The organism is Porphyrobacter sp. LM 6, assembly GCF_001720465.1.
Taxonomy (GTDB): domain Bacteria; phylum Pseudomonadota; class Alphaproteobacteria; order Sphingomonadales; family Sphingomonadaceae; genus Erythrobacter.
The window spans coordinates 1,808,533-1,829,610 of record NZ_CP017113.1 but is presented as its reverse complement, the minus strand read 5'-3'; the positions used below and the strand labels follow the sequence as shown (position 1 = coordinate 1,829,610).

The 21,078-nt window shown below is 62.7% G+C and carries 20 protein-coding genes, 2 tRNA genes and 1 other RNA gene; 12 read left to right on the top strand and 11 right to left on the bottom strand.

What is annotated here, in order from left to right; translation table 11 throughout:
• From BG023_RS08735 to BG023_RS08720, 4 genes are all read left to right on the top strand, one after another.
• The gene (locus BG023_RS08735) at positions 1-459 is read left to right on the top strand and encodes a cell division protein ZapA (RefSeq protein ID WP_069310101.1); all 459 of its coding nucleotides are present in this window, start codon (positions 1-3) and stop codon (positions 457-459) included.
• Between the two features lie 10 nt (positions 460-469).
• A non-coding RNA gene (ssrS, locus tag BG023_RS08730) (6S RNA) lies at positions 470-643 on the top strand.
• Between the two features lie 198 nt (positions 644-841).
• A complete protein-coding gene (locus BG023_RS08725) occupies positions 842-1,414 on the top strand; it encodes a 5-formyltetrahydrofolate cyclo-ligase (RefSeq protein WP_150122837.1) in 573 nt (190 codons plus the stop codon).
• Positions 1,414-1,638: a DUF2842 domain-containing protein gene (locus BG023_RS08720; protein WP_069310099.1), complete on the top strand. Its 225-nt coding sequence runs from the start codon at positions 1,414-1,416 to the stop codon at positions 1,636-1,638. The genes BG023_RS08725 and BG023_RS08720 overlap by 1 nt, the downstream gene beginning before the upstream one ends.
• Positions 1,639-1,704: 66 nt before the next feature.
• On the opposite strand, the gene BG023_RS08715 is transcribed toward BG023_RS08720, so the two are convergent.
• From BG023_RS08715 to thyA, 5 genes are all read right to left on the bottom strand, one after another.
• Positions 1,705-1,781: transfer RNA gene (locus tag BG023_RS08715), tRNA-Asp, on the bottom strand.
• A gap of 117 nt (positions 1,782-1,898) precedes the next feature.
• A complete protein-coding gene (locus tag BG023_RS08710; RefSeq protein WP_069310098.1) occupies positions 1,899-3,170 on the bottom strand; it encodes a dihydrolipoamide acetyltransferase family protein in 1,272 nt (423 codons plus the stop codon).
• Between the two features lie 7 nt (positions 3,171-3,177).
• Complete coding sequence (locus tag BG023_RS08705) at positions 3,178-4,233, bottom strand: alpha-ketoacid dehydrogenase subunit beta (protein WP_069310097.1); 1,056 nt, start codon at positions 4,231-4,233, stop codon at positions 3,178-3,180.
• Complete coding sequence (locus BG023_RS08700; protein ID WP_069310096.1) at positions 4,230-5,525, bottom strand: 3-methyl-2-oxobutanoate dehydrogenase (2-methylpropanoyl-transferring) subunit alpha; 1,296 nt, start codon at positions 5,523-5,525, stop codon at positions 4,230-4,232. Before BG023_RS08700 ends, BG023_RS08705 begins: the two co-directional genes overlap by 4 nt.
• Positions 5,526-5,638: 113 nt before the next feature.
• Positions 5,639-6,619 (bottom strand): thymidylate synthase, encoded by a 981-nt coding sequence (gene thyA, locus BG023_RS08695; protein ID WP_069310095.1) that lies wholly within the window; start codon positions 6,617-6,619, stop codon positions 5,639-5,641.
• 111 nt (positions 6,620-6,730) lie between these two features.
• Here thyA and BG023_RS08690 point away from each other — a divergent pair.
• Positions 6,731-6,807, top strand: a tRNA-Pro gene (locus BG023_RS08690).
• 345 nt (positions 6,808-7,152) lie between these two features.
• Entirely contained in the window at positions 7,153-7,581 is a 429-nt protein-coding gene (locus BG023_RS14550) for a helix-turn-helix domain-containing protein (RefSeq protein WP_083234628.1), read from the top strand.
• Positions 7,582-7,805: 224 nt separating this feature from the next.
• Here BG023_RS14550 and BG023_RS08685 read toward each other — a convergent pair whose 3' ends face one another.
• The 3 genes from BG023_RS08685 to BG023_RS08675 are packed head-to-tail and all read right to left on the bottom strand — an operon-like array spanning position 7,806 to position 11,231.
• Positions 7,806-8,765, bottom strand: coding sequence for a plasmid partitioning protein RepB C-terminal domain-containing protein (locus BG023_RS08685; protein ID WP_069310094.1), 960 nt, complete (start codon positions 8,763-8,765; stop codon positions 7,806-7,808).
• Positions 8,758-9,657 (bottom strand): plasmid partitioning protein RepB C-terminal domain-containing protein, encoded by a 900-nt coding sequence (locus BG023_RS08680; RefSeq protein ID WP_069310093.1) that lies wholly within the window; start codon positions 9,655-9,657, stop codon positions 8,758-8,760. The genes BG023_RS08685 and BG023_RS08680 overlap by 8 nt, the downstream gene beginning before the upstream one ends.
• Positions 9,657-11,231 carry a recombinase family protein gene (locus BG023_RS08675; RefSeq protein WP_083234627.1) on the bottom strand — a complete coding sequence of 525 codons (1,575 nt, stop codon included), beginning with the start codon at positions 11,229-11,231 and terminating at the stop codon, positions 9,657-9,659. Before BG023_RS08675 ends, BG023_RS08680 begins: the two co-directional genes overlap by 1 nt.
• A 120-nt stretch (positions 11,232-11,351) precedes the next feature.
• Between BG023_RS08675 and BG023_RS14740 the strand changes: the two genes are divergently transcribed.
• From BG023_RS14740 to BG023_RS14540, 3 genes are all read left to right on the top strand, one after another.
• Complete coding sequence (locus BG023_RS14740) at positions 11,352-11,972, top strand: hypothetical protein (RefSeq protein WP_069310091.1); 621 nt, start codon at positions 11,352-11,354, stop codon at positions 11,970-11,972.
• Between the two features lie 63 nt (positions 11,973-12,035).
• Positions 12,036-12,377 (top strand): type II toxin-antitoxin system RelE/ParE family toxin, encoded by a 342-nt coding sequence (locus tag BG023_RS08665; protein ID WP_069310090.1) that lies wholly within the window; start codon positions 12,036-12,038, stop codon positions 12,375-12,377.
• Positions 12,374-12,661 (top strand): helix-turn-helix domain-containing protein, encoded by a 288-nt coding sequence (locus BG023_RS14540; protein ID WP_083234626.1) that lies wholly within the window; start codon positions 12,374-12,376, stop codon positions 12,659-12,661. The genes BG023_RS08665 and BG023_RS14540 overlap by 4 nt, the downstream gene beginning before the upstream one ends.
• A gap of 444 nt (positions 12,662-13,105) precedes the next feature.
• Here BG023_RS14540 and BG023_RS08660 read toward each other — a convergent pair whose 3' ends face one another.
• Positions 13,106-15,472, bottom strand: coding sequence for an EAL domain-containing protein (locus tag BG023_RS08660; RefSeq protein ID WP_083234625.1), 2,367 nt, complete (start codon positions 15,470-15,472; stop codon positions 13,106-13,108).
• 116 nt (positions 15,473-15,588) lie between these two features.
• Positions 15,589-16,044 carry a DUF3429 domain-containing protein gene (locus tag BG023_RS08655; RefSeq protein ID WP_069310088.1) on the bottom strand — a complete coding sequence of 152 codons (456 nt, stop codon included), beginning with the start codon at positions 16,042-16,044 and terminating at the stop codon, positions 15,589-15,591.
• Positions 16,045-16,122: 78 nt separating this feature from the next.
• Between BG023_RS08655 and BG023_RS08650 the strand changes: the two genes are divergently transcribed.
• From BG023_RS08650 to BG023_RS08640, 3 genes are all read left to right on the top strand, one after another.
• On the top strand, positions 16,123-16,896 hold the full coding sequence (locus BG023_RS08650) for an SDR family NAD(P)-dependent oxidoreductase (protein WP_069310087.1): 774 nt from the start codon (positions 16,123-16,125) through the stop codon (positions 16,894-16,896).
• Between the two features lie 68 nt (positions 16,897-16,964).
• On the top strand, positions 16,965-18,350 hold the full coding sequence (locus tag BG023_RS08645) for an ABC1 kinase family protein (RefSeq protein WP_233992965.1): 1,386 nt from the start codon (positions 16,965-16,967) through the stop codon (positions 18,348-18,350).
• A gap of 145 nt (positions 18,351-18,495) precedes the next feature.
• Positions 18,496-18,996, top strand: coding sequence for a low molecular weight protein-tyrosine-phosphatase (locus BG023_RS08640; RefSeq protein ID WP_069310086.1), 501 nt, complete (start codon positions 18,496-18,498; stop codon positions 18,994-18,996).
• Here BG023_RS08640 and recG read toward each other — a convergent pair.
• Positions 18,993-21,068: an ATP-dependent DNA helicase RecG gene (gene recG, locus BG023_RS08635; RefSeq protein WP_069310085.1), complete on the bottom strand. Its 2,076-nt coding sequence runs from the start codon at positions 21,066-21,068 to the stop codon at positions 18,993-18,995. The genes BG023_RS08640 and recG overlap by 4 nt on opposite strands.
• Between the last annotated feature and the right edge of the window lie 10 nt (positions 21,069-21,078).

Genomic DNA, 21,078 nt, shown 5'->3' with positions numbered 1-21,078 from the left:
ATGAGCACTGTCACCCTCACCATCGGCCCCAAGAGCTACGCGATCGCCTGTGCCGACGGGGAAGAAGCCCATGTCGAGGCGCTGGGCGCGATGATCGCGGAAAAATACGCGCAGCTTGGGAGCGCGCGCGCACCGCTGGAAGCGCAGAATCTGCTGTTTGCCGCGCTGTTCCTCGCCGACGAACTCGCCGAGGCGCGCAAGGGCAAGCCCGCCAAGCCCGCCCCGGCAAGCGACAGCGGCGAAACCGATGCGCTCAAGGCGACCATCTCCCGGCTCGAAGGCGAACTGGCCGCCGCGCGCGCCGCTCCGCCGCCTGCCCCGGCTCCGGCCGCCATTCCGCAGGGCGATCTGTTCGGCGGTGCTCCGGTGCCTGATCATATCGCCGAGCAACTCGAAGCGCTCGCCGCCCGCGCCGAAGCCACTGCCGCCGCGCTTGAAGCTGCCGCCGCCAGCGCCTAGATAGGTTTTGGCGGGACTGCCCGGCACGAGCCGATTGAATATCCCTGAGGCTATAAGTAATCCAAATGGGAGCTGTCCCTGCCCTTGCGTGCCGGTTCGTCCGGAACTCTCGGGTATACGGCGCCCACCTGACGTACCACGCGTCAGAGGATTTCTAGCGCAAACGACCCATGGTGGTTCCGCCACTTCCTTGTTGCCCTACCGGTTCAGCTTTCAGCTGTGCTTCGCATCCGCTGCTTGAGGGCGGTTATTGTTGTCCGCACGCCCCCCGGCGTGCAAAATCCTCGCTCACACGCCCTTCGGGCGCGTCGCTGCGGGCGGCCGTTCGGCCTTGCGGCCCTTCGGGCCGTTTCGCCTCTTTTCGTTGAGGTATTTAAGGCACGTGCCCTCCAAATCCGACCTCCGCCAAACCCTACGCGCCGCGCGCAAGGCGCATGTGGAGAGCTTGCCCGATTCGATCCGCGGGTTGCTGTTCCACCGCCCCCCTGCCCCGCTGCTCGCCCGCATTCCGCATGAGGCGGTGATCGGGGTCTATCATGCCGGGCCGTGGGAAGCCCCCGCAGGCGCCTATGCGCGGTTCTTCCGCGAGGCGGGACACACCCTCGCCCTGCCCTTCTTCGCTGACCGCGCCGCGCCGATGGACTTCCGCCACCACACCGATCCCTTTGCGCAGGACGATCTGACCGTCGGCCCGTTCGGGATGCTGCAACCCGAACCCGATGCCGAGCCGCTGATCCCCGATGTGCTGATCGTCCCGCTGGTCGGCTTCACCGCCGACCTCGCGCGGCTCGGACAGGGCGGCGGGCATTATGATCGCTGGCTGGCGGAACATCCGCCGGTGCTTGCCGTTGGCCTCGCATGGGATGCGCAATTGTGCGAGACCCTGCCGACCGAACCCCATGACCGGCCGCTCGATGCGGTCGTCACCCCGACCCGGATCTACGGAAGCCTCTGATGCGTGAAACCCCGACCTGGCGAATCCCCTTCGGTATCATTAGCCTGTTCGTGCTGCTGATCGTCTACGGCGTGGTGATCGCGCGCTATGCGCCGGAGATCATCGGTGGCTGGTCGGGGGGCGCGCAGACCATTGTCTATCTGGTGCTGGGCCTTGTCTGGCTGCTGCCCTTGAAGCGCTTCCTGATCTGGATGGAAACCGGCCGCTGGAGCGCACCCGAATAACCAAAAAGAAAAGGCGGACCGAAGCCCGCCTTGTCCGTGCCCTGTGGGCGTTTCCTGAAGAACAAGTGGCGCGAGTGACGGGGCTCGAACCCGCGACCTCCGGCGTGACAGGCCGGCGCTCTAACCGACTGAGCTACACCCGCGCATCTTGTCCTTTCGAGCGTTCCGGCGATGCCGTCCCGCTCGTGGAGCAGCGCCATTAGGACCGCGCTGGCGGGCTGTCAACGCCCTGTGCACGGCCTCTGGCGCAATATTTTCGCCTAATCGACCAGCAGCAGCGCCGGGGTTTCGATCAGACGCTTCACGCCCTGAATGAAGCTCGCCGCGTCGTGCCCGTCGACCACCCGGTGGTCGCAGGAAATCGAGATGTTCATCAGCTTGCGCTTGGCGATTCGCTCGCCGCCCATGCCGTCGGGGACGAACATCGGGCGCTCTACAATGCGGTTGGGGCCGATGATTGCGACTTCGGGGCGGTTGATGACCGGTGTGGTCGCCACCCCGCCGAGCGGCCCGAGCGACGTGACGGTCAGCGTCGAGCCCGAAAGCTCGTCCGAGCTCGCCTTGCCGGTGCGCGCGGCTTCGGCCAGACGGCCGATCTCGCGGGCAAGCTGCCACAGGTTGCGGCTCTGCGCGTCGCGAATCACCGGAACCATCAACCCGCTGTCGGTCTGCGCCGCCATGCCGAGATGCACGGAGCCATAGCGCGTCACCACGCCCGCCTCGTCATCATAGCGCGCGTTGATCATCGGGAATTGCGGGATCACCTTGCAGATCGCGGTGATCAGCAGCGGCAGCATGGTGAGCTTCGGCCGGTCACCACGGCCCTCGTTCAACTGGGCGCGCAGGGTTTCCAGATCGGTGACATCGCACTCTTCGACATAGGTGAAGTGCGGGATGTGGCGCTTGGCGGCGGCCATGTTCTGCGCGATGCGCTTGCGCAGACCGATGACCTTGATCGCCTCGTCAGCGCGCGGCTTGCCTGAGGGGGCAAACCCGCTGCCGGCGTTGTAAGCGAGGAAGGCGTCGAGATCGCCGTGGCGCACACGGCCATCTTCGGCGGGCTTTACCTGAGCCAGATCGATCCCGAGATCGCGCGCGCGCTGGCGCACGGCGGGGCTGGCGAGGACCTTATGCGCGGTGGCCACCGGAGCGGGCACCGCCGGGGCCGGTGCTGCGGCAGGTTCGTCTTGGACGGGTTCGGGAGCGGGTGCCACATCCGCCTCGTCCGCGTCCGACATGTCATGCTCGATCTGCTCAGCCGCAGCCTCGGCCTGCGCCTCGGACACTTCGCCGTCTGCCTCGATCACCAGCAGCATCGCGCCGATGGCGATGGTGTCACCCACCTCGCCCGCCAGCTGCGTGACCACGCCGGCCACCGGGCTTTCGATGTCGATCGTCGCCTTGTCGGTCATCACGTCGACGAGGTGCTGGTCTTCCTCGACCCGATCACCGACCTTGACGTGCCATTCGACGATTTCCGCCTCGGCCACGCCTTCGCCCACGTCGGGCATGTTGAATGTGAACTTCGCCATGGTGCGATCAGTCCTTCAGAAGCTTGTCGATGGCCTCGCCGATGCGGACAGGGCCGGGGAAATAGGCCCATTCGAGGCTGTGGGGATAGGGCGTGTCGAAGCCGGTGACGCGTTCGACCGGGGCTTCGAGGTGGTAGAAGCAGCGTTCGGTAACCAGCGCCGAAAGCTCGGCGCCGAAGCCGCTGGTGCGGGTCGCCTCGTGGACGATCAGGCAGCGGCCGGTCTTTTCGACCGAAGCTTCGATCGCCTTGATGTCGAGCGGCACCAGCGTGCGCAGATCGAGGATTTCTGCGTCCACGCCCTTGGCGGTGCAGACCGCCTCGGCGACGTGCACCATCGTGCCATAGGCCAGCACCGTCAGCTGCTCGCCCTCGCGCACGGTGCGCGCCTTGCCGAGCGGGATCTTGTAGTAGCCTTCGGGTACCACAGAATCCGGGTGCTTCTTCCACGGCTCGACCGGCCTGTCATAGAAGCCGGTGAAGGGGCCGTTGTAGATGCGCTTGGGCTCGAAGAAGATCACCGGATCATTGTCTTCGATCGCGGCGATCAGCAGGCCCTTGGCATCGTGCGGGGTGGCCGGGATCACAGTCTTGAGGCCCGCAACGTGGGTGAACAGCGCCTCGGGGCTCTGGCTGTGGGTCTGGCCGCCGAAAATGCCGCCGCCGAAGGGCGAGCGCACCGTCATCGGCGCGATGTAGTCCCCCGCCGAACGATAGCGCAGGCGCGCGGCTTCCGAGATCAGCTGGTCAAGGCCGGGGTAGATGTAATCGGCGAACTGGATTTCCGGCACCGGACGCAGGCCATAGGCCCCCATCCCCACCGCCACGCCGATGATCCCACATTCGGAAATCGGGGTGTCGAACACGCGGGTCTTGCCATGCTTGGCCTGAAGCCCGGCGGTCGCGCGGAAAACGCCGCCGAAATAGCCGACATCCTCGCCCATGATGATCACGTCGGGATCACGTTCGAGCATGATGTCGAGCGCCTCGTTGATCGCCTCGATCATGTTGAGGCGGCGCTCTTCGATCACGTTTTCGTCCAAGGTCGCAGGGTGCTCGCTCATCCGAAGGGCCTTTCCGTGCCGAACTTGGCAATGCGTTCGCGGATCGCCTGTTCGGCCTGTTCCTCGAGGTGCCAGGGCAGCTCTTCGTAGACATCCTCGAACATGGTGTGGAACGGGTGATGGAGGCCGTGGCCGAGGATGCCGTTCTTTTCGGCCTCCTTGGTGGTGGCCTTCACGCGTTCGGCGCATTCGAGGTCCATCGCCGCCTGCCGGTCCTCGTCCCATTCGCCGATGGCGATCAGGTGGTTCTTGAGCCGATTGATCGGATCGCCGAGCGGCCATTCCTCGCGCTCTTGCGCCGAGCGGTAGCCCGAGGGGTCATCCGAGGTGGAGTGACCTTCAGCGCGGTAGGTGAAGTATTCGATCAGCGTCGGGCCGTGGTTGCCGCGGGCGCGGTTGGCGGCCCACTCGGCGGCGGCATAGCAGGCGAGCGCGTCATTGCCGTCGACCCGCAGGGCCGCGATGCCATAGCCCAGCCCGCGCGCGGCAAAGGTAGTGCGCTCGGCCCCGGCAAAGCCAGAAAAGCTCGAAATCGCCCACTGGTTGTTGATCACGTTGAGGATCACCGGTGCGTTGTAGACGGCGGCAAAGGTGCATGCCGAATGGAAGTCGCCCTCCGCAGTCGAGCCCTCGCCCACCCAGCTCGCGGCAATCCTGCTGTCGCCCTTCACCGCGCTCGCCATCGCCCATCCCACTGCCTGCGGGCACTGCGTCGCAAGGTTGCCGGAAATCGAGAAGAAGCTGTGCTCGCGGCTCGAATACATGATCGGCAGCTGGCGGCCCTTCAGCTTGTCGGCCTTGTTCGAATAGATCTGGTTGATCATCTCGATCAGCGGATAGCCGCGCGCGATCAGGATGCCCTGCTGGCGATAGGAGGGGAAGACCATGTCATCGCTCGCCAGCGCCATCGAGGCCGCAACCGAAGTCGCCTCCTCGCCGGTGCACTTCATGTAGAAGCTGGTCTTGCCCTGCCGTTGGCCGCGGAACATGCGTTCGTCGAAGGCGCGCACCAGCGCCATGTGGCCGAGCATGGTGCGCAGGGTTTCCGGATCGAGCCGCGGATTCCAGGGGCCGTGCGCCTGATTATCCTCGCCCAGCACCCGCACCAGACCATAGGCCAGATCGGCCATCTGCGAAGGGTGGATGCCTTCGTCAGGACGCGGCGATGCGCCGGCCTTGCCGATGTCGATATGCGAGAAATCGGCCGGATCGCCGGGACGATATTTGGGCTCGGGCACATGCAGCGCGAGCGCCGGGCGGTTGCTGTCCTGCGGTTTCGCTGGATCGGCCATGTATCGCGCTCTCCCCGTGCTGGCCCCCGCGCGAAAGCGGGTGCGATCATTGCTTGAATACGTATTTTTATTTCAACGCCCGAGAGCGGTCAAGCACGGTGACGGGTTGGCGATCACACCGCAACAGGTGCGCTGATCGGGGGGAGCGGCGCGTAATCATGCACCACGAAATCGGCGATATCGTAGTCGAAAATTGTTTCGGGCTTGCGCGTGATCTCCAGCCGGGGGTGACCCTGTGGCTGGCGGGAGAGCTGCTCCTCGATCAGATGCGCGTGGTTGAGATAGAGGTGCACATCGCCCCCCATCCACACCAGCTCGCCCGGCTCCATCGCCACCTGCTGCGCGATCATCGCTGTCAGAAGCGCGGCCGACCACAGGTTGAACGGCAGGCCGAGCGCGACATCGCAGCTGCGCTGGTAGAGCACGCAATTGAGGCGGGCCTGATCGCCCTCCCCCGCGACATGGAACTGGTAGGTCTTGTGGCACGGCGGCAGCGCCATGCGGTCAAGCTCGGCGACGTTCCAGCCTTCGATGATGTGGCGGCGGCTACCGGGGCTGGTGCGCAGCGATTCGATCACCTGGGCAATCTGGTTGATGCCCTCGCCCTTCTCATAGAGCCCGTCGGGCCGGTAGCGGTAGGTCGGCCAATCGACCCACTGCTTGCCATAGACCGGGCCGAGATCGCCCCAGCGTGTAGCAAAAGCCTCGTCCTCGGCGATTCGCGCGACGAAATCATCGAGGCTGATCGCATCGCCGGTTTCGCGGACATAATTGGCGTGGGGCCACTCATTCCAGATCTTCACGCCTTGCAGCACCAGCGGGCGGATGTTGGTTTCGCCGGTCAGGAACCACAGCAGCTCGCGCGTGGCGGTCTTCCAGTAGACCCGCTTGGTGGTGAGCAGCGGCATCGCCCCGCCGGCCAGATCGAATCGCAGCATCGCCCCGCAGACCGAACGCGTGCCGATTCCGGTGCGATCGATCCGCTCGCTCCCGCCCTCCCAGATCTGTCGCATCAGATCGAGATATTGCTGTTCGGGGTGCGGTTTCGCCCCGCCGGATTGAGGGTCAGAAAGGGGAATCGCTGCGCTCGCCATGCTTGTGACTATAGAGCGCAATTGCCCGCTTGCCACTCACCTCATCCACACCTATAGGGCGCGCCTTGCCTCGACCCGCGTGGCGATTTCGTCATGCGGGACCGACACGGTCGGGGAGTAGCTCAGCCTGGTAGAGCACTGTCTTCGGGAGGCAGGGGCCGGAGGTTCGAATCCTCTCTCCCCGACCATTCAATACGCGCGAATTCAAAACTGCCCCAAGGGGGCCGAAAAACGGCAGAATTCTGGGGTTTTTCAGAACGGAGAAATTTGGAGATTTTCCAATTTCACCCCCAAAACAGCCAATATTTTTTCCACAACCTCTGGACCGGAGATGGGCTAGGTCACAGAATTCTGCTGTTTCTAGAGCCCGGAACGGGCAATCACAGTTTCCAAAACGCGACGGCTTAGCCCAGACTTCAGACTGCTATTGCCTCCCGTCAGCTAGCGGGGAAAAGTGCTGGAATTACAGTGGCGGGCACAGGCAATGTTACTACGCCATTGACGTAGTTTGGGACGCAAAATAGCAATCGGGAATGAGGCAAAAGCGCAAACCATGGAAAGCCGTGAAGGTCTCTGTAAGCGTCGCATCACCTGACGATCTGATAACCCGCCCGCCTCGTGCCCACGTGCCAGTTGTCAACGTATCCGCGATTAGGGCCAAGGCCGGAATGTCACAAAGCGCTTTCGCGGCAAGCATCGGGGTGCCTCTGGGCACCTTGGTAAACTGGGAACAAGGCCGCCGACAGCCGACAGGAGCCGCCAAGGTTTTGCTCGCATTGCTTGCAAAGAAGCCCTCTCTTGTGGGTGATCTGTATCCAGCGCCCCGCCCAAAGACGCTTCATTGGCCCCCCGGCAGCCCAGACCCCAACGAAATGACCGCCAAGGAGAGGCTGGCTGAGGTCGGTGAAATATTGGCCAAGGGCGTTGCTAGAATGCTGAAAAAGTCAGCGGAGCATTCTTGATCATATTAGCGCGATCTCTTGGGGCGTGCCGGCTCGCCACATAACCGGCACGCCCGTTCATACATCATGCGCGGCAACACCGCGCATGCGGCCGGTCCTTATGACGGCCGGCCTAGTGGGCTCCGAGCGGGTTCGCCGCCATCCCCACACCCATGCTCGATCCGCCCCACAGTGCGGCTTCTCCCATGGTCCCCGCGCTTATCGGGTCCGGGTCCCCATCACACTCAATCTTGAATTGGCAGCGTGGCTGATGCCGGCGCGATCGACTCCATTTCCGCGATCCGCTGGAACTCGCTGAGATATTCCTGGTGATGCTGAGAAAGCCACCGAACGATGAGGGCATTACTTAGGAGCTTGACTATGTATCCGCGCGCTACGGTAAGGTGCAGGTTGTCGATGCCGTAGCTGTCTTCGACCGATTTCACCTGCGTCTGCAGGGCTGCAAGCTCCCGCTCCATTCGAGCGATCTGCTGGGCCGTCGGGCCATTCGCATCGGCCTTCTTATCTTTCTTCGGTTGCTTCGCGAGCTGATCGTCCGGCGTTGCGGCCAGAAGAGCTTTTGCGAACATCAGGCTAAAATTGTTCTGACCGACCATCAGATCTGCCGCTTCGATTTGCCGCGTGGGTGACATGCGGCGCAAAATGTCGAAAGCGTTCATCGGACAGATGGTGTCTTTCAGTATCTCCGCGGCCTCGGGGCAGATTCCATCCAGTAAGCGAAATTTGCGGTGTATCGACGCGACATCCAGCCCTAAAGCCTCGGCTATCACGGTCGGCGCCACCCCTCGCTCTACTGCTCGCGCGATCATGCGATGTTCCTGAAGAGGCGGCAGGCGATTTACACGCTTGTTGTAGGTGTAAGTCTCATCGTCGGTCGCCACGAGACAATCGACCGTTTCGGTGCCGAGCTCTTTGAGTGCCTCGATGCGCAAGTGCCCATCGAGCAGAAAGTACCGCCCAGAATGCTGCGTGTCAGCGATGATGACTGGCGCTTCAACCAACCCGATCGCTTTGATCGAATTTACAATTTGGGCATATTTCTTGCTCTCGCGAATACCTTCGCGGAGCGACTTCAACGGCACAATGACAGAAATCGGGACTGAAACGGTCTGGCGTTCAAAAGCCAGATGAACGTCTGGATCGTCAGAAGCTTCGATAACGTGCTGAGGGAGCCAGTCAGCCATCCAGGCCTCCCGCAATCTTGATAGCAAGCGCCCGTGGCATGGTTTCCAGACCCTCAGCCCTTAGTAAGGTGGTAAACCCCTCGTCGCTCAGGAGATCTTTGATAGCCTCGACAACGAAAAGAAGGCGGGTCTGGGTGAAGTCAGATTTCTTCACGAGCAGGCGCTGTTTCTCGGCTTCGCGTTGATAGACCTGCAGCAGGTCGTTTGCCGTTATGCGGCGGTTGCCACCGCGCGAACCCGACCGGCCTGAATGAATTCCTTTATTCTTGCTCCGCAGGCGCCGATCAAGCAGGCGACGGACAGATGCGAGCTTTTTGCCTTTCAGTTTCCCCGATTCATAGGCTTCGAGCAGAAGGTTTTGAGCCTCTTCTGTTTCAGCCTTTGCCACCTCCATGGCCATCGTTATCGGTATGAGACCAGTTTCAACTGCCGACAAAAGTCGATCCTCGCCGCGCTCGAGCAGCGATACTACCATGCTGACCCAAGAGTTATGGACACCGATCTTCCGGGCGATATCAGCCTCGCTGTAGCCCCGTTTCCTGAGTTCGCCGATTTCCTTCATCACATCGATCGGGCGCTGAACCCGGCGCGCGATATTCTCGACCAAGCTCATGACGAGGCATTCATTCTCAGCCGCCTCGATCACGACGGCCGGGATTTCCTCCTGTCCCAGCATCTGAAACGCCTCAAGGCGCCCTTGCCCGCAGACCAAGTCATATCTTGGCCCACCCGGCCCCTGCCGCAAGCTGACTGTGATCGGCCGTTTCAAGCCGATTGCCTCGATATTGTTCACGATTTCACGGTGCTGCCGCTTGTTGCGGGAACGGGGGTTGAGCACGTTAATCCGTGAAATCGGAATCATCTCGATCTGTTGCGAGCCCATTTCGGTCATCAGGCAGCCTCCGCAATGCTGACTGGGGCGGCAATTTCATAGAGGTAGTCCAGGGTGTCGAAACGATAGGCGTCGAGGCTCAGGCCATTGTCTTCGGCCATCCTTAGCCGCTCGGAGGTTACGTCGATCCGCGGGAACAGGTAGAAATCGAGCGGCGCCCTATTGTCTATGTCCATGCGCACCACGATCGTGATGTCTGACATGGCTGATGTGTCGAAGCGCATCTTCCAGCGCAGCAGGCCCGTTGGCGTGACTAGGCATCGGACTATGACGATCGACAGGCTGAACTCGCCATTGACGATGACGCTGTCGGAAGTGAGATCCTGCCAGGCATCGCTGCCCTGCCCACGCAGCCCGTCCAGTACCTGCCTGAGAACATCGGGATGCATCTGGCGCAGGGTTCGATTGATCGCGACGTACCGGTAGTCCCGGTCTGGAGTGAACCCCACCAGGCTATAGGCTCTCAGCAGGCTGCCGAAACGGGAGCTATAGGCACTGCTTGAGGGCAAACCATCGCACTCGTCGATGACGATCCCCGAGAGCAGGCCTTTGCTGGCATAGAGCCCGCGCAAGGCTTCCAGCATTTCATCATCTGACAGTCGGAACGAACGCGCCGCAATGATCGAATGGGCAGCTTCAAACAGATCCCGCTCTACGATGCCCTCGAACGCACCCTGAGACCGAATCCACATCTCGGGCGCATTCTGTACGCGCTTCTTCTTCAGTTTGAACGAACGGCGGTTCCAAACGTTGTCGCCGACATATTTCTCATTGATCAGTAGCTGGTGAACGGTGCCGCGGGTCCATGGGCGGTCGAGGTCGGTCAGGATCCCCCTGGCGTTGAGGTCTTCCGCGATCTCGCGCTCACTGCGGCCTCCATGCACGAAGGCGTGATAGATCTGACGAACAGTATCTGTTTCCTCTTCTGGGCCCGGCGTCAAAATAACCCGGTCGGTTTGGATGCTCTTGTGCTCGCCGCGCCCCAAAACGCCTTTGATTGCTCCACTCTCGTCGATCAGGGTTCGGCGAAGTCCAAAGCCCGCAGGGCCACCCTGGCGGTAGCCTTTCTCGATCAGCCTGCCCTGCCCAGCGAACACCTTGGTTGAGAGCTCTCGGCTATATTCCCCTGCCATGGCGCGTTTGACGCCTTTGACGATAGTCGAAACTGGACTGCCATCGTTCTCGAATTGCTCCGCGCAGTACTGGACTGCAATCCCAGCGCGCTTGCAGATGTACTCGTAGTAGGCGCTTTCATCCGCGTCCTGGAAACGCCCCCAGCGACTAATGTCGTAAACGAGAATCATGGTGTAGTCGGCTAAGCCAGACTGAACATCATCGATGAGTTGCTTAAGGGCGTCGCGCCCTTCGATCTTCAGGCCGCTCTTACCCGCATCCGCATAGGTACGAACAATGTCGATACCCCGCGCAGTGGCGTAGTGGCGGATCGCATCTGCCTGGTTCTCGGTCGAGTATTTCTGGTGGTCCGTGGACATACGGACATATTCAGCCGCCCTTACATTGCGCCCTGTTTGTTCAGGGCGCTTCCCCCCGTCCTCGTAGTGCCAGTTGCTCAACTCACGCCCTTTCAAATTAAGCCGCCGCAGCAGTCCAGGGCGTCCACCAGCTGCAGTCCGATCAGCGCCTCTGCCTACCGTTCCGCACACACGCGAATGTAACGGGGGAAAGGACGGAGGATGTTGCCGAAAAAGGGCAAGATGTTGCACCTGTGGGTGGGGCTGGCGAAGTCGCCAAAGGACTATGCCGAGTTGATCGCGGACGCTTTGAAAGAGGAGCATGGCGACACGCATCGATCAGTCAAAACGATCATGGGCTGGACCAACGCAAGTGAGCGCAGCGTCAAGAATTGGCTGAGCGGCGAATCCGGGCCAAGCGGGTATTTCTTGATGAGACTTTTCGCAAAATCGGCGGCCGTCCAGGCACTGGTTTTGGAGCTGATTTCCGATGCGAGCGCCCAGCCGCCAACGCCGCAAGTGACCGCTAGGATTGATCTTGGAACCGATGATCGACCGGGCACAGAGGTCGAAACCGGCACTGATTATGGTGACATTATTGGTGACATTTATGGTGACATCGATGTCACCATAAATTGTGCCGAGTTTTCCGGACTTAACCCGAGACAAGAATGGTTTCTGGAGCGAGTCGCACGAAATGAGAAATGCACCGCCGAGGACATCGCCAACCATTGGCAGGTCACGCTGAGAACCGCGAAACGTGACATAGGGGTGTTGCGGGACAACGGTAGAATCATCTTTGTCGGATCGCGTCGCCTGGGACGGTATGTAATGCTGGAATGAGGTGACAGCGCGCCCAGCCATACGTCATTGACCTATGGGTCATTGACGTATAAATAAGGCTTCATGACCACTTTACAGACCGTCGTGGAGCTGCCCGAGTTCCTTCGACGGGCGAAGGCCATCATGACCGAGGCCGAACGCCTCGGTCTTGTGAACTATATCGCGGCAAACCCGGATGCGGGAGTGTCTTTGGGCGGTGGCCTACGCAAGGTAAGGATCCCCCGCGAAGGCGGTGGCAAGAGCGGCGGATACCGGACCATCTACGTTTTTGGCGGCACGCACATGCCCATATTTCTGGTCACAGTGTTCGCCAAAAATGAGAAAGACAATTTGACCAAGGCCGAACAGGCAGCAGCGATCCAGCTAAGCAAGATCCTGGTCGATACCTATGGAGGCAGCCAATGAACGCACATGACAGCATTATGCAGGGTCTTAATGAGGCTCTTGCCTTTACCCAAGGCCAGCATGTCGGCTCGAATGTCCATCACGTCGAGGTGCCTGCCGTCGATGTCGCCGCCATCAGAGCGAGAACAGGGCTGTCGCAAGGCGCATTCGCCCGAAGCATTGGTGTAGCCAAGGGCACATTGCTCAATTGGGAGCATGGCCGACGTCGCCCGACTGGTCCGGCCCAGGTGCTGCTAGCCATGATTGAGAAGAAACCATCGTTGGTAGCAGAACTACTGCGTTAGGGCCGGCCAGTCAGGGCAACAGAACCTTCTCACTGCCTGCACTAACACGGGCATGCCTATTTCTTGGCTACAATCCAGACGGTTAATTTTATTACACCACTGTTATTATTGAATTTTTTACTGGAGACAGTTCGCTATCGGGCTGCTATCCACGACCAATTTCGCCCGCGCCGAGCGGGCTGCGCTTTAACCATGATTCGCAACGATTCTGGCCAGCAGCCATGCCGCGCCTATTGGCGGCATTCGGCTGCCCCAGCGCATCAGGCGCATTAGCCCTAAAACAAAAAAGCCTCGGAAATTCCGAGGCTTTTTGTGTGAATTTTACGGCTCTATCTTACTTCGACGAACCGAAGAGCTTCGAAGCCCAGCCCCAGATATCCCACATAAAAAGTCTCCTACATGCGACCAAATGTCGGAGACCTTTTAACACATTATTAACCTTAATCAACTGTTAACTACGATTCTCCCGCCGCCCATCAGGCGCAAAAGTTCGCGCATGGGAATCGCCCGCGAGAACAAGTAGCCCTGCCCTTGGTCGCAACCCATCGCGCGCAGCGCGGCCGCCACGCTCTGGTCCTCGACCCCTTCAGCGACGACCACCTTGCCCAGCGAGTGCGCAATCTCGATCGTGGCGCGCACCACTGCGCGGCTTTCTTCCGAGGTTGCCATGTGCTGGACGAAGCGCTTGTCGATCTTGAGCTCGGTGCTGGGAAGCTTCTCGATATATTCGAGGTTCGATTGACCGGTGCCGAAATCGTCGATCGACAGGCCGATCCCGCGGGCTTTGAGCGCGGCAAGCTGCGGTGCGATTCGCTTGTCTTCGAGCTTGGCCGTTTCAGTCAGTTCCAGCGTCAGGTTTTCCGGCGGGAAGCCGTGGCGGCCGAGCATCGTCATCAGCTCGAACAGCAGATGAGTGTCGCTCAGGCTCTTGGCCGACATATTCACGGCGAGCTTGAACCCGGGATCGAGCGCGATCGCCTGCTTGGCATCATGGAGCGCGGCCTCCATCACTACCAGAGTCAGCTCGTTGATGAGGTCACCCGCCTCGGCGGCCAGCACCAGTTCCTGCGGATTGACCAGATCGCCGCCGTCGGGGCGCCAGCGGATCAGCGTTTCCGCCCCCACGATGCGTCCGGTCGCAAGGTCGACCTTGGGCTGATAGGCGACCGCGATGCTGCGTTCGCGCAGGCCCTTCTCCAGCACCCGCAGCAGCCCGATCCGCAGATTGCGCGCCTCGAGCTGGGCGGCGTCGTTGATGATGAAGCGCGCCCCGCGCGATGCGGCCTCTTCGGCGGTCTGCATCGCCTTGCGGATGCGCTGGTCGAGCGGCAGTTCGTGGTTGGTGTCGATCCCCAGCGCCGGTGCGCTGCTGGCCGACTGCCAATCGTGGCTGATCGCGGTCTTGAGCATCAGGGCGAGACCATCGGCGTGCCGTTCGAGACTGGCGCTAGCAAGTCGCGGCGCCATCCACACCAGCATATCCCGCTCGAATGCCACATCGCCCACTTCGCCCGGTCCCTTGACGTAAGTGATCAGGGCGTTGACGAATTCGCCGATCTCGCGCTCCGACCAGCCTTCGGACATTTCGGCAAGGTTTGCGATTTTGAGCGCGTAGACATCATGCTCTTCGCTCGGCTTGTCCGAACTGATCGCCGCAGTGGTCATCGCGTCGACCTCGGTGCTGTAATACTTGCGGTTGATCCGGGCGAAGCCGATCCCTGCCACAAGCAAAGCCAGCAGCGCGGACATGACGTCCATGTTGACCCCGAACTCGTCGAGGACGAACGGCGCGGCGAGCAACGCGACAGCGACGAAGCCGAGCGTGCGGACCGACCGCGTCCGTCCCATGATGTAGGCCGCCATCACAAGCGCCGCGGCCAGCAACGCGGGTACGAACATCGAGTCGACGGGTATGCCTCGCTTCAAGGTATGGGCAGCCACGATATGCATGTAGGCCCCCGGGACGCGGCCATCGCGCAGAGGCATTCGGAAGTAATCCGGTGACTCAAGAAATGCGTCACCAACCACAACGGACTTACCTGCAAGCCGCTGTACCGACACGCGACCTTGGATCACATCAATGTAGCTGAAGGTCGGAACGGTACTCGGATCGAAGGCCAAATCGGGACGGAAATTGCGCTCTGGCCCTCGAAAATCTGCCAGAACCGCAGACAGTGATGGCTTGCTAACGCCATTCAGTTCAACGCGAGTAGGCACAAGGACCGCGAGGTCAAACGCGCTGGTTTGGGCCGTCATAGCCGCAAGGGGCGCATGGCGGCGGAAGGCCGGAAGCGGCAAAATTTCATCATAGGCCTGCATGCCGCGCTGATAGCGGGGCGCAAAGCCGAGCCAAATCTTGCCCGAGTGCCGCGCCAGCGTCGATGCGAAGAGCGCATCTGCTTCTGCAGTTTGTGGGGCGCCGTGGGCGCGATCAAAGATGATCCTCTTGACGCCAGAGGCGACCAATTTGTCGAGCAGGCGGCTATCCTCGAAACGCGTCGGGTATGTTCGCTGGAGGGCATTCATTGTCTTGTCGTCGATCGCGATCATCGCGATGTCCTGCGGCGCGGGACGCGAGCGGATTTCGGCGCGTAGGGCGCGGTAGAAGTCCTCCGCCGGTCCGGGCAGGTTGATCGCGGCCGCGATGAACCCGAAGATCACCGCGAACACCGCCACCTTGGTGCGCTTGCGCCGCAGCAGCGCCGCGCCCGATTGCCCGTTCAGTTCGCCCCTGAGCAGTGCCGCGTCCACAGCAACGGGGCCGGGCGCGCGGCGCAGGCGTGCTGTCAGAGATTGCAAAAGGCGGGACATCAAACGCGCATTTCCAATGGTTAACCACGGGTAGCCCTAGGCCACCTTTGGTTAATTCATCGCAAACGACGTGCCCTCAAGCAGCGAAGCGGTAGGGCTGCAAAACGTAAGTGCCCTCAGATCACCTGCGGCGCCACCATTCCGAGCGCAATCGTCAGCCCGCCCAGCCCGATCGAGAGATGCCAGCGCAGCCGCAGGAAATCGGGCGTCGCAAAGCCCAGCGCGCGGTCGATCAGCGGCGAGCCGAGGATCAGCGCGCCGAGATAGAGCAGCGCGGGGCCAGGCCATTCCCAACCGAAGGTCCAGGGCAGGAACAGCGCCACCACGAGCAGGCTCGGCATCACCGCCAACACATAGGCCCCTGTTGTAGCGCGCCCGCTGGCAAGCGCCTGCCCCCACCACACCCCGCCAAGGAAGCTGAAAATCGCGGCCGCATAGGCAAATCCGCCCGCCAGCGCGGAATAGCGCCATTCATGGCCCATCAGCACCATCGCAAGGCAGATAACCTGAGGGGCAAGCCCGGCGTATCCCAGCACGCGGGCGGCGGGAGTGAGTGAAGATTGTCCGTCCATGGCGGCTCAAAGCCTGTCGCGCGCAGCGGTTCCCGGCGGTCTTGCACCGGCCCCGCGATTGCGCCACCACTTGCCCCCATGAACCTGTTCGATCTGACCGGCCACGTGGCCATTATCACCGGCGGCAATGGCGGCCTTGGCCTGGCAATGGCGCGCGGGCTCGCCAAGGCGGGCGCCCATGTCGCAATCCTCGCCCGCAATCCCGCCAAGAACGCTGCCGCGCTCGAGGAGTTGCGCGCTCTTGGCGATGGCGATGTGCTGGCGCTGACCTGCGACGTTGCCGATGATGCCGCGATCGAGGCGGCGATCGGCAACGTCATCGGCAACTTCGGGCGGATCGATGCGTGCTTTGCCAATGCCGGGATTTCGGGCGCAGGCACCGCGATCCCCGATATCACCGCCGAAGGCTGGGATCACACGATGGCGGTCAACACCCGCGGCGCGGCGCTGGTCTACAAGCATGTCAGCCGCCACATGATCGCCCGCGCCAAGGATGGCGATGCGGGCGGCAAGCTGATCGCGACCTCCTCCGGCCAGTCGATCATGGGGGTCAACCGCTCGTCGGACTATGCCGCATCCAAGGCGGCGCTCAACGGCCTCACCCGCGCCGCCGCCTTTGAACTGGCGCGCTACCAGATCACCGCCAACGCGCTGCTTTTCGGCTATTACGAAACCGACATCACCGCCAAGGCCGACCCGAAATTCGCCGAATGGATGAGCCGCCGCATCCCGCTGCGCCGCCCCGGCGATCACGCGGGGCTGGAAGGGCTGGCGGTGTTCCTTGCCTCGCCCCATTCGGATTACATCACCGGCCAATGCCTGCCGGTTGATGGGGGATTGTGCATCTCCTGAGGAGGGGAACACCGCCCCGCCCCGACCGTTAGCAATCAAAGCCTCCCTGCAACCGGAACCCTCTCCCCGTGTCCGACGACGACAAGATTCCCGATTTCGACAAGCTGCCCGATGATCGCAGCCGCCAGCGCGCGGTGCCGGCGGGCCGCGTGGCGCGGCTCGGCACCTTCGGGCGGCTGGTGGGCGGGGTGGCGAGCGGCATGGTGGCGGAAGGCGCGCGGCGGCTCGCCAGCGGCGAGAGCATTTCCCCGCGCGACCTGATCCTCACCCCCGGCAATGTCCAGCGCCTGACCGATCGCCTTTCCCACCTGCGCGGTGCGGCGATGAAGATGGGTCAGATGATCAGCCTCGATGCGGGCGATTTCCTGCCCGAGGAGCTTTCCAAGATCCTCGCGACCTTGCGCGATCAGGCCAATTTCATGCCCACTCGCCAGCTTGATCAGGTGCTCAAGAGCGAATGGGGGCCGGACTGGCGCAAGAACTTCCGCTGGTTCAATCCGCGCCCCATCGCCGCCGCCTCTATCGGACAGGTGCACAAGGCGCTGACCCGCGATGGCGAGGAACTGGCGATCAAGGTGCAGTATCCCGGCGTCGCCAAATCGATCGACAGCGATGTCGATAATGTCGTGACGCTGCTCAAGATCGCCGGCTTTGCCCCGCCCGAGCTGGAGATGGACAAGCTGATGGCGGCGGCCAAGCAGCAGCTTCACGAAGAGGCCGATTACGAACGCGAAGGCGCACAGATGGCGCTCTATCGCGAGCAGCTGGCGGGCACGCCGGGCTTTGTCGTCCCGCGCCTGCACGAAGGACTGACGCGGGGCTCGATCCTCGCGATGAGTTTTGAAGAGGGCGTGAGCATCGAGGAACTGGGACAGGAAAGCCCCGAGCGCCGCGACGAGGTGTTCGCCCGCCTGATCCGGCTGGTGACAAGCGAGTTGTTCGATTTCGGCGTGATGCAGACCGATCCGAACTTCGCCAATTTCCGCTACCGCCGCGAAACGGGCGAGATCGTGCTGCTCGATTTCGGTGCGTGCCGTCCGGTCGATCCGGTAGTGGCGAACGGCTATCGCAAGATGCTCGATGCGGGCCTGCGGGGCAATGCACAGGAAGTGCTCGCTGCAACCATCGAAGCCGGGTTCATGATGCCGATTGTCGCCGAAAAGCACCCTGATCGGGTGAACCGGATGATCGATATCGTCATCAACGAAATGCGCGCCGATGCGCCGTTCGATTTCGGCGACCGCGCCTTCATCCCGCTGCTGCGCGAGGAAGGCTGGGCGATCGCACAGGACAAGGACACCTGGGCCTTTCCGCCGATCGAGACGCTGTTCGTGCAGAGGAAGGTTTCCGGCACGGCGCTGCTGGGCGCGCGGCTGAAGGCGAAGGTCAATATCCGGCGGATCGTCGAGGAGGTCCTGGCGAGCACCTCGCCGCGTCCCGCTGCGGCTGCGTGAACGCCGCCAGCCTGCGCCAGACCCCTGCTAGACCCCCCTTAGACCCCCTCTAGACCCCCTTTTGGCCCTATTTTCACAATGTTCCACGTAGAACATTGACCACTTTGTGATGGACAAGGCCGTCTGCCTGCCATAGGGCCGCGCGATGCCTGGGGGGGTTGATCAGAACATATCGGTGCTGTTCGTGTGTCTCGGCAATATCTGCCGGTCACCGATGGCCGAAGGTGCGTTCCGCGCGGCTGCGCAGCGGCACGGGCTGGTGTGCACAGTCGATTCCGCCGGCACAGCCTCCTACCACATCGGCAACCCGCCCGATCCCCGCGCCATCGCGACCGCCGCTGCCAACGGGATTGATATCGCAGGACAATCCGCGCGGCAGGTGGAGCCGGACGATTTCTATCGCTTCACCCACATCATCGCGCTCGACAGCGCGAACCTCGGCGGATTGCGCGCCCGCGCCCCGCGCGAAGACACGGCGCGGGTGGCGATGCTGATGGACGCGATCGAGGACCGCCGCGGCGAACCGGTGCCCGATCCCTACTACGGCGATATCGCCGATTTCGAGGCGACCTGGGCGATCATCAGCGAAGGCGTCGAAGCCCTCGTTGCCCAACTCGCCAGGGATGCGGCGCAGCTGAAGGTCTAACCCCCGCGCAAAAGCTGCACGCCCCAGTCGCGCTCGAACAGATACAGCAGCAGCCGCGCCGCCTCGCCGCGGGGCGAGGTCAGCCCGCCATCGCGTTCGATCAGCAGCCGTGCATCGGCATGGGCCATCGGCAGAAGCTTCTGCATTTGTTCGAGATTCGCGATGTGGAACGCCGCCTCGCCCGATTGCCGCGTGCCGAGCAATTCGCCCCCGCCGCGCAGGGCAAGGTCTTCTTCGGCGATCCGGAACCCGTCCTGCGTCTCGCGCATCAGCGCCAGCCGCGCGCGCCCGGTTTCGGACAACTGTGCCGAGCGGAGCAGCAGGCAGGTGGACTTCTCCGCCCCCCGTCCCACCCGCCCACGCAGCTGGTGGAGCTGGGCCAGACCAAAGCGTTCGGCCTGCTCGATCACCATCAGCGTCGCCGCAGGCACATCGACCCCGACCTCGATCACCGTGGTCGCCACCAGCAGCCGCGCCTGTCCGGTCGCAAAGCGCTCCATGGCGGCATCTTTCACCTCGGGGCGGAGCTGGCCGTGCACGAGCACCACCGCCTCGCCGAACCGCTCTTTCAGGGCCGCAAAACGCGCCTCGGCGGCAGCGATGTCGGCAAGGTCAGGCACGCCGTCGAGCTCGCGCACCATCGGGCACACCCAGTAGGCCTGCTGACCGCCCGCAAGGTGCCGCTCAACCCCGGCGACCACCTCGTCGAGCCGCTCCATCGGCACCACGCGGGTATCGATCGCTTGCCGACCGGGCGGCAGTTCGTCGAGGCGGCTCACGTCCATTTCGCCATATTGCGCCAGTGTCAGCGAGCGCGGGATCGGGGTTGCGGTCATCGCCAGCGTGTGCGGCGCGCGCCGGCCTTTCGCCGCGAGAGCAAGGCGCTGCGCCACCCCGAAGCGGTGCTGTTCATCGATCACCACAAGGCCCAGATCGCGATAACTGACCGTGTCCTGAAAGATCGCATGGGTGCCGACGAGGAGCTGGATCGAACCATCGAGCAGCCCCATCAGGATACTCTCGCGCTCGCGCCCCTTGGCCCGGCCAGTGAGGAGCGCGATCTCCACCCCCGTCGGGGCCAGCATGGCGCGCAGGGTTTCAAAATGCTGGCGCGCAAGGATTTCGGTGGGCGCAAGGAGTGCGGCCTGCTTGCCCGCCTCGACCGCGATCAGCATCGCGTTCAATGCCACCACCGTCTTGCCCGCGCCGACATCGCCTTGCAGCAGGCGGAGCATCGGGGCTTCCTGCGCCATGTCGCCTTCGATCTCGGCAATCGAGCGCTTCTGTGCGCCGGTCAGGCCGAAGGGCAGTTGCAGCCGCGCACGCAAGGCCCCGTCGCCCGCCAGCGCCTGCCCGCGCCGACGCCGCCCGTCCGCCTTGACCAGCAGCAGCGCGAGGCTGTTCGCCAGCAATTCGTCATAGGCCAGCCGGTCGCGCGCCTTGGGATCGGTGCCCTCGTGCGCCAGCCGCAGCGCCTCGCGCCAAGCTGGCCAGCCACTCTGGGCGAGCTGGCCCGGCTCGATCCACTCGGGCAGCTCTGGAAGCCGCGCCAGCGCCTGCCCGGTAAAGTCGGCAATGCGCGGCTGGATGAGCCCTTCTGACAGGCGGTAGACCGGCTCGCTCAGCCGCTCCATCTGCGCCGCGCTCTCGACCTCGATGTGATCGGGATGGACGATCTGGAGCATGTCGCCATAGCGATCGAGCCGCCCCGCAATCCAGCGCCGCTCGCCCACAGGCAGCAACTTCTTGGCGGTATAGGCGGCCTTTCCGAACCACGTCAGCGCGCAGATATTCCCCGCCGCGTCCTGCGCCAGCACGCGATACGGCCCGCGGCTACCCGCGCGCGGCGCGCGGTGTTCAACCGGGGTGAGCGCGATGATCACCTGCTCACCCTCGCCCCCCTGATCCAAATCGGCGATCGCATGGCGGCTGACGAAGCGTTCGGGCAGGTGGTAGGCGAGATCCTTGACGCGGCGCAGGCCGAGCTTTTCGAGCGGCTTCATCAGCTTTGCGCCGACGCCGTCGAGCGTTTCGACTTCAGCGAACAGCGGATTGAGAGCCTCGGGGCGCATGATGCCATGC

Bases quoted from the DNA above. Each gene is read 5' to 3' on its own strand.
- BG023_RS08735 (WP_069310101.1), top strand. From the start codon at position 1: ATGAGCACTGTCACCCTCACCATCGGCCCCAAGAGCTACGCGATCGCC.
- BG023_RS08660 (WP_083234625.1), bottom strand. From the start codon at position 15,472: ATGTCCCGCCTTTTGCAATCTCTGACAGCACGCCTGCGCCGCGCGCCC.
- BG023_RS14540 (WP_083234626.1), top strand. From the start codon at position 12,374: ATGAACGCACATGACAGCATTATGCAGGGTCTTAATGAGGCTCTTGCC.
- BG023_RS08685 (WP_069310094.1), bottom strand. From the start codon at position 8,765: ATGGCTGACTGGCTCCCTCAGCACGTTATCGAAGCTTCTGACGATCCA.
- BG023_RS08665 (WP_069310090.1), top strand. From the start codon at position 12,036: ATGACCACTTTACAGACCGTCGTGGAGCTGCCCGAGTTCCTTCGACGG.
- BG023_RS08705 (WP_069310097.1), bottom strand. From the start codon at position 4,233: ATGAGCGAGCACCCTGCGACCTTGGACGAAAACGTGATCGAAGAGCGC.
- BG023_RS08710 (WP_069310098.1), bottom strand. From the start codon at position 3,170: ATGGCGAAGTTCACATTCAACATGCCCGACGTGGGCGAAGGCGTGGCC.
- BG023_RS14550 (WP_083234628.1), top strand. From the start codon at position 7,153: ATGAGGCAAAAGCGCAAACCATGGAAAGCCGTGAAGGTCTCTGTAAGC.
- BG023_RS08680 (WP_069310093.1), bottom strand. From the start codon at position 9,657: ATGACCGAAATGGGCTCGCAACAGATCGAGATGATTCCGATTTCACGG.
- BG023_RS08650 (WP_069310087.1), top strand. From the start codon at position 16,123: ATGAACCTGTTCGATCTGACCGGCCACGTGGCCATTATCACCGGCGGC.
- recG (WP_069310085.1), bottom strand. From the start codon at position 21,068: ATGCGCCCCGAGGCTCTCAATCCGCTGTTCGCTGAAGTCGAAACGCTC.
- BG023_RS14740 (WP_069310091.1), top strand. From the start codon at position 11,352: ATGTTGCCGAAAAAGGGCAAGATGTTGCACCTGTGGGTGGGGCTGGCG.
- BG023_RS08720 (WP_069310099.1), top strand. From the start codon at position 1,414: ATGCGTGAAACCCCGACCTGGCGAATCCCCTTCGGTATCATTAGCCTG.
- thyA (WP_069310095.1), bottom strand. From the start codon at position 6,619: ATGGCGAGCGCAGCGATTCCCCTTTCTGACCCTCAATCCGGCGGGGCG.
- BG023_RS08640 (WP_069310086.1), top strand. From the start codon at position 18,496: ATGCCTGGGGGGGTTGATCAGAACATATCGGTGCTGTTCGTGTGTCTC.
- BG023_RS08700 (WP_069310096.1), bottom strand. From the start codon at position 5,525: ATGGCCGATCCAGCGAAACCGCAGGACAGCAACCGCCCGGCGCTCGCG.
- BG023_RS08655 (WP_069310088.1), bottom strand. From the start codon at position 16,044: ATGGACGGACAATCTTCACTCACTCCCGCCGCCCGCGTGCTGGGATAC.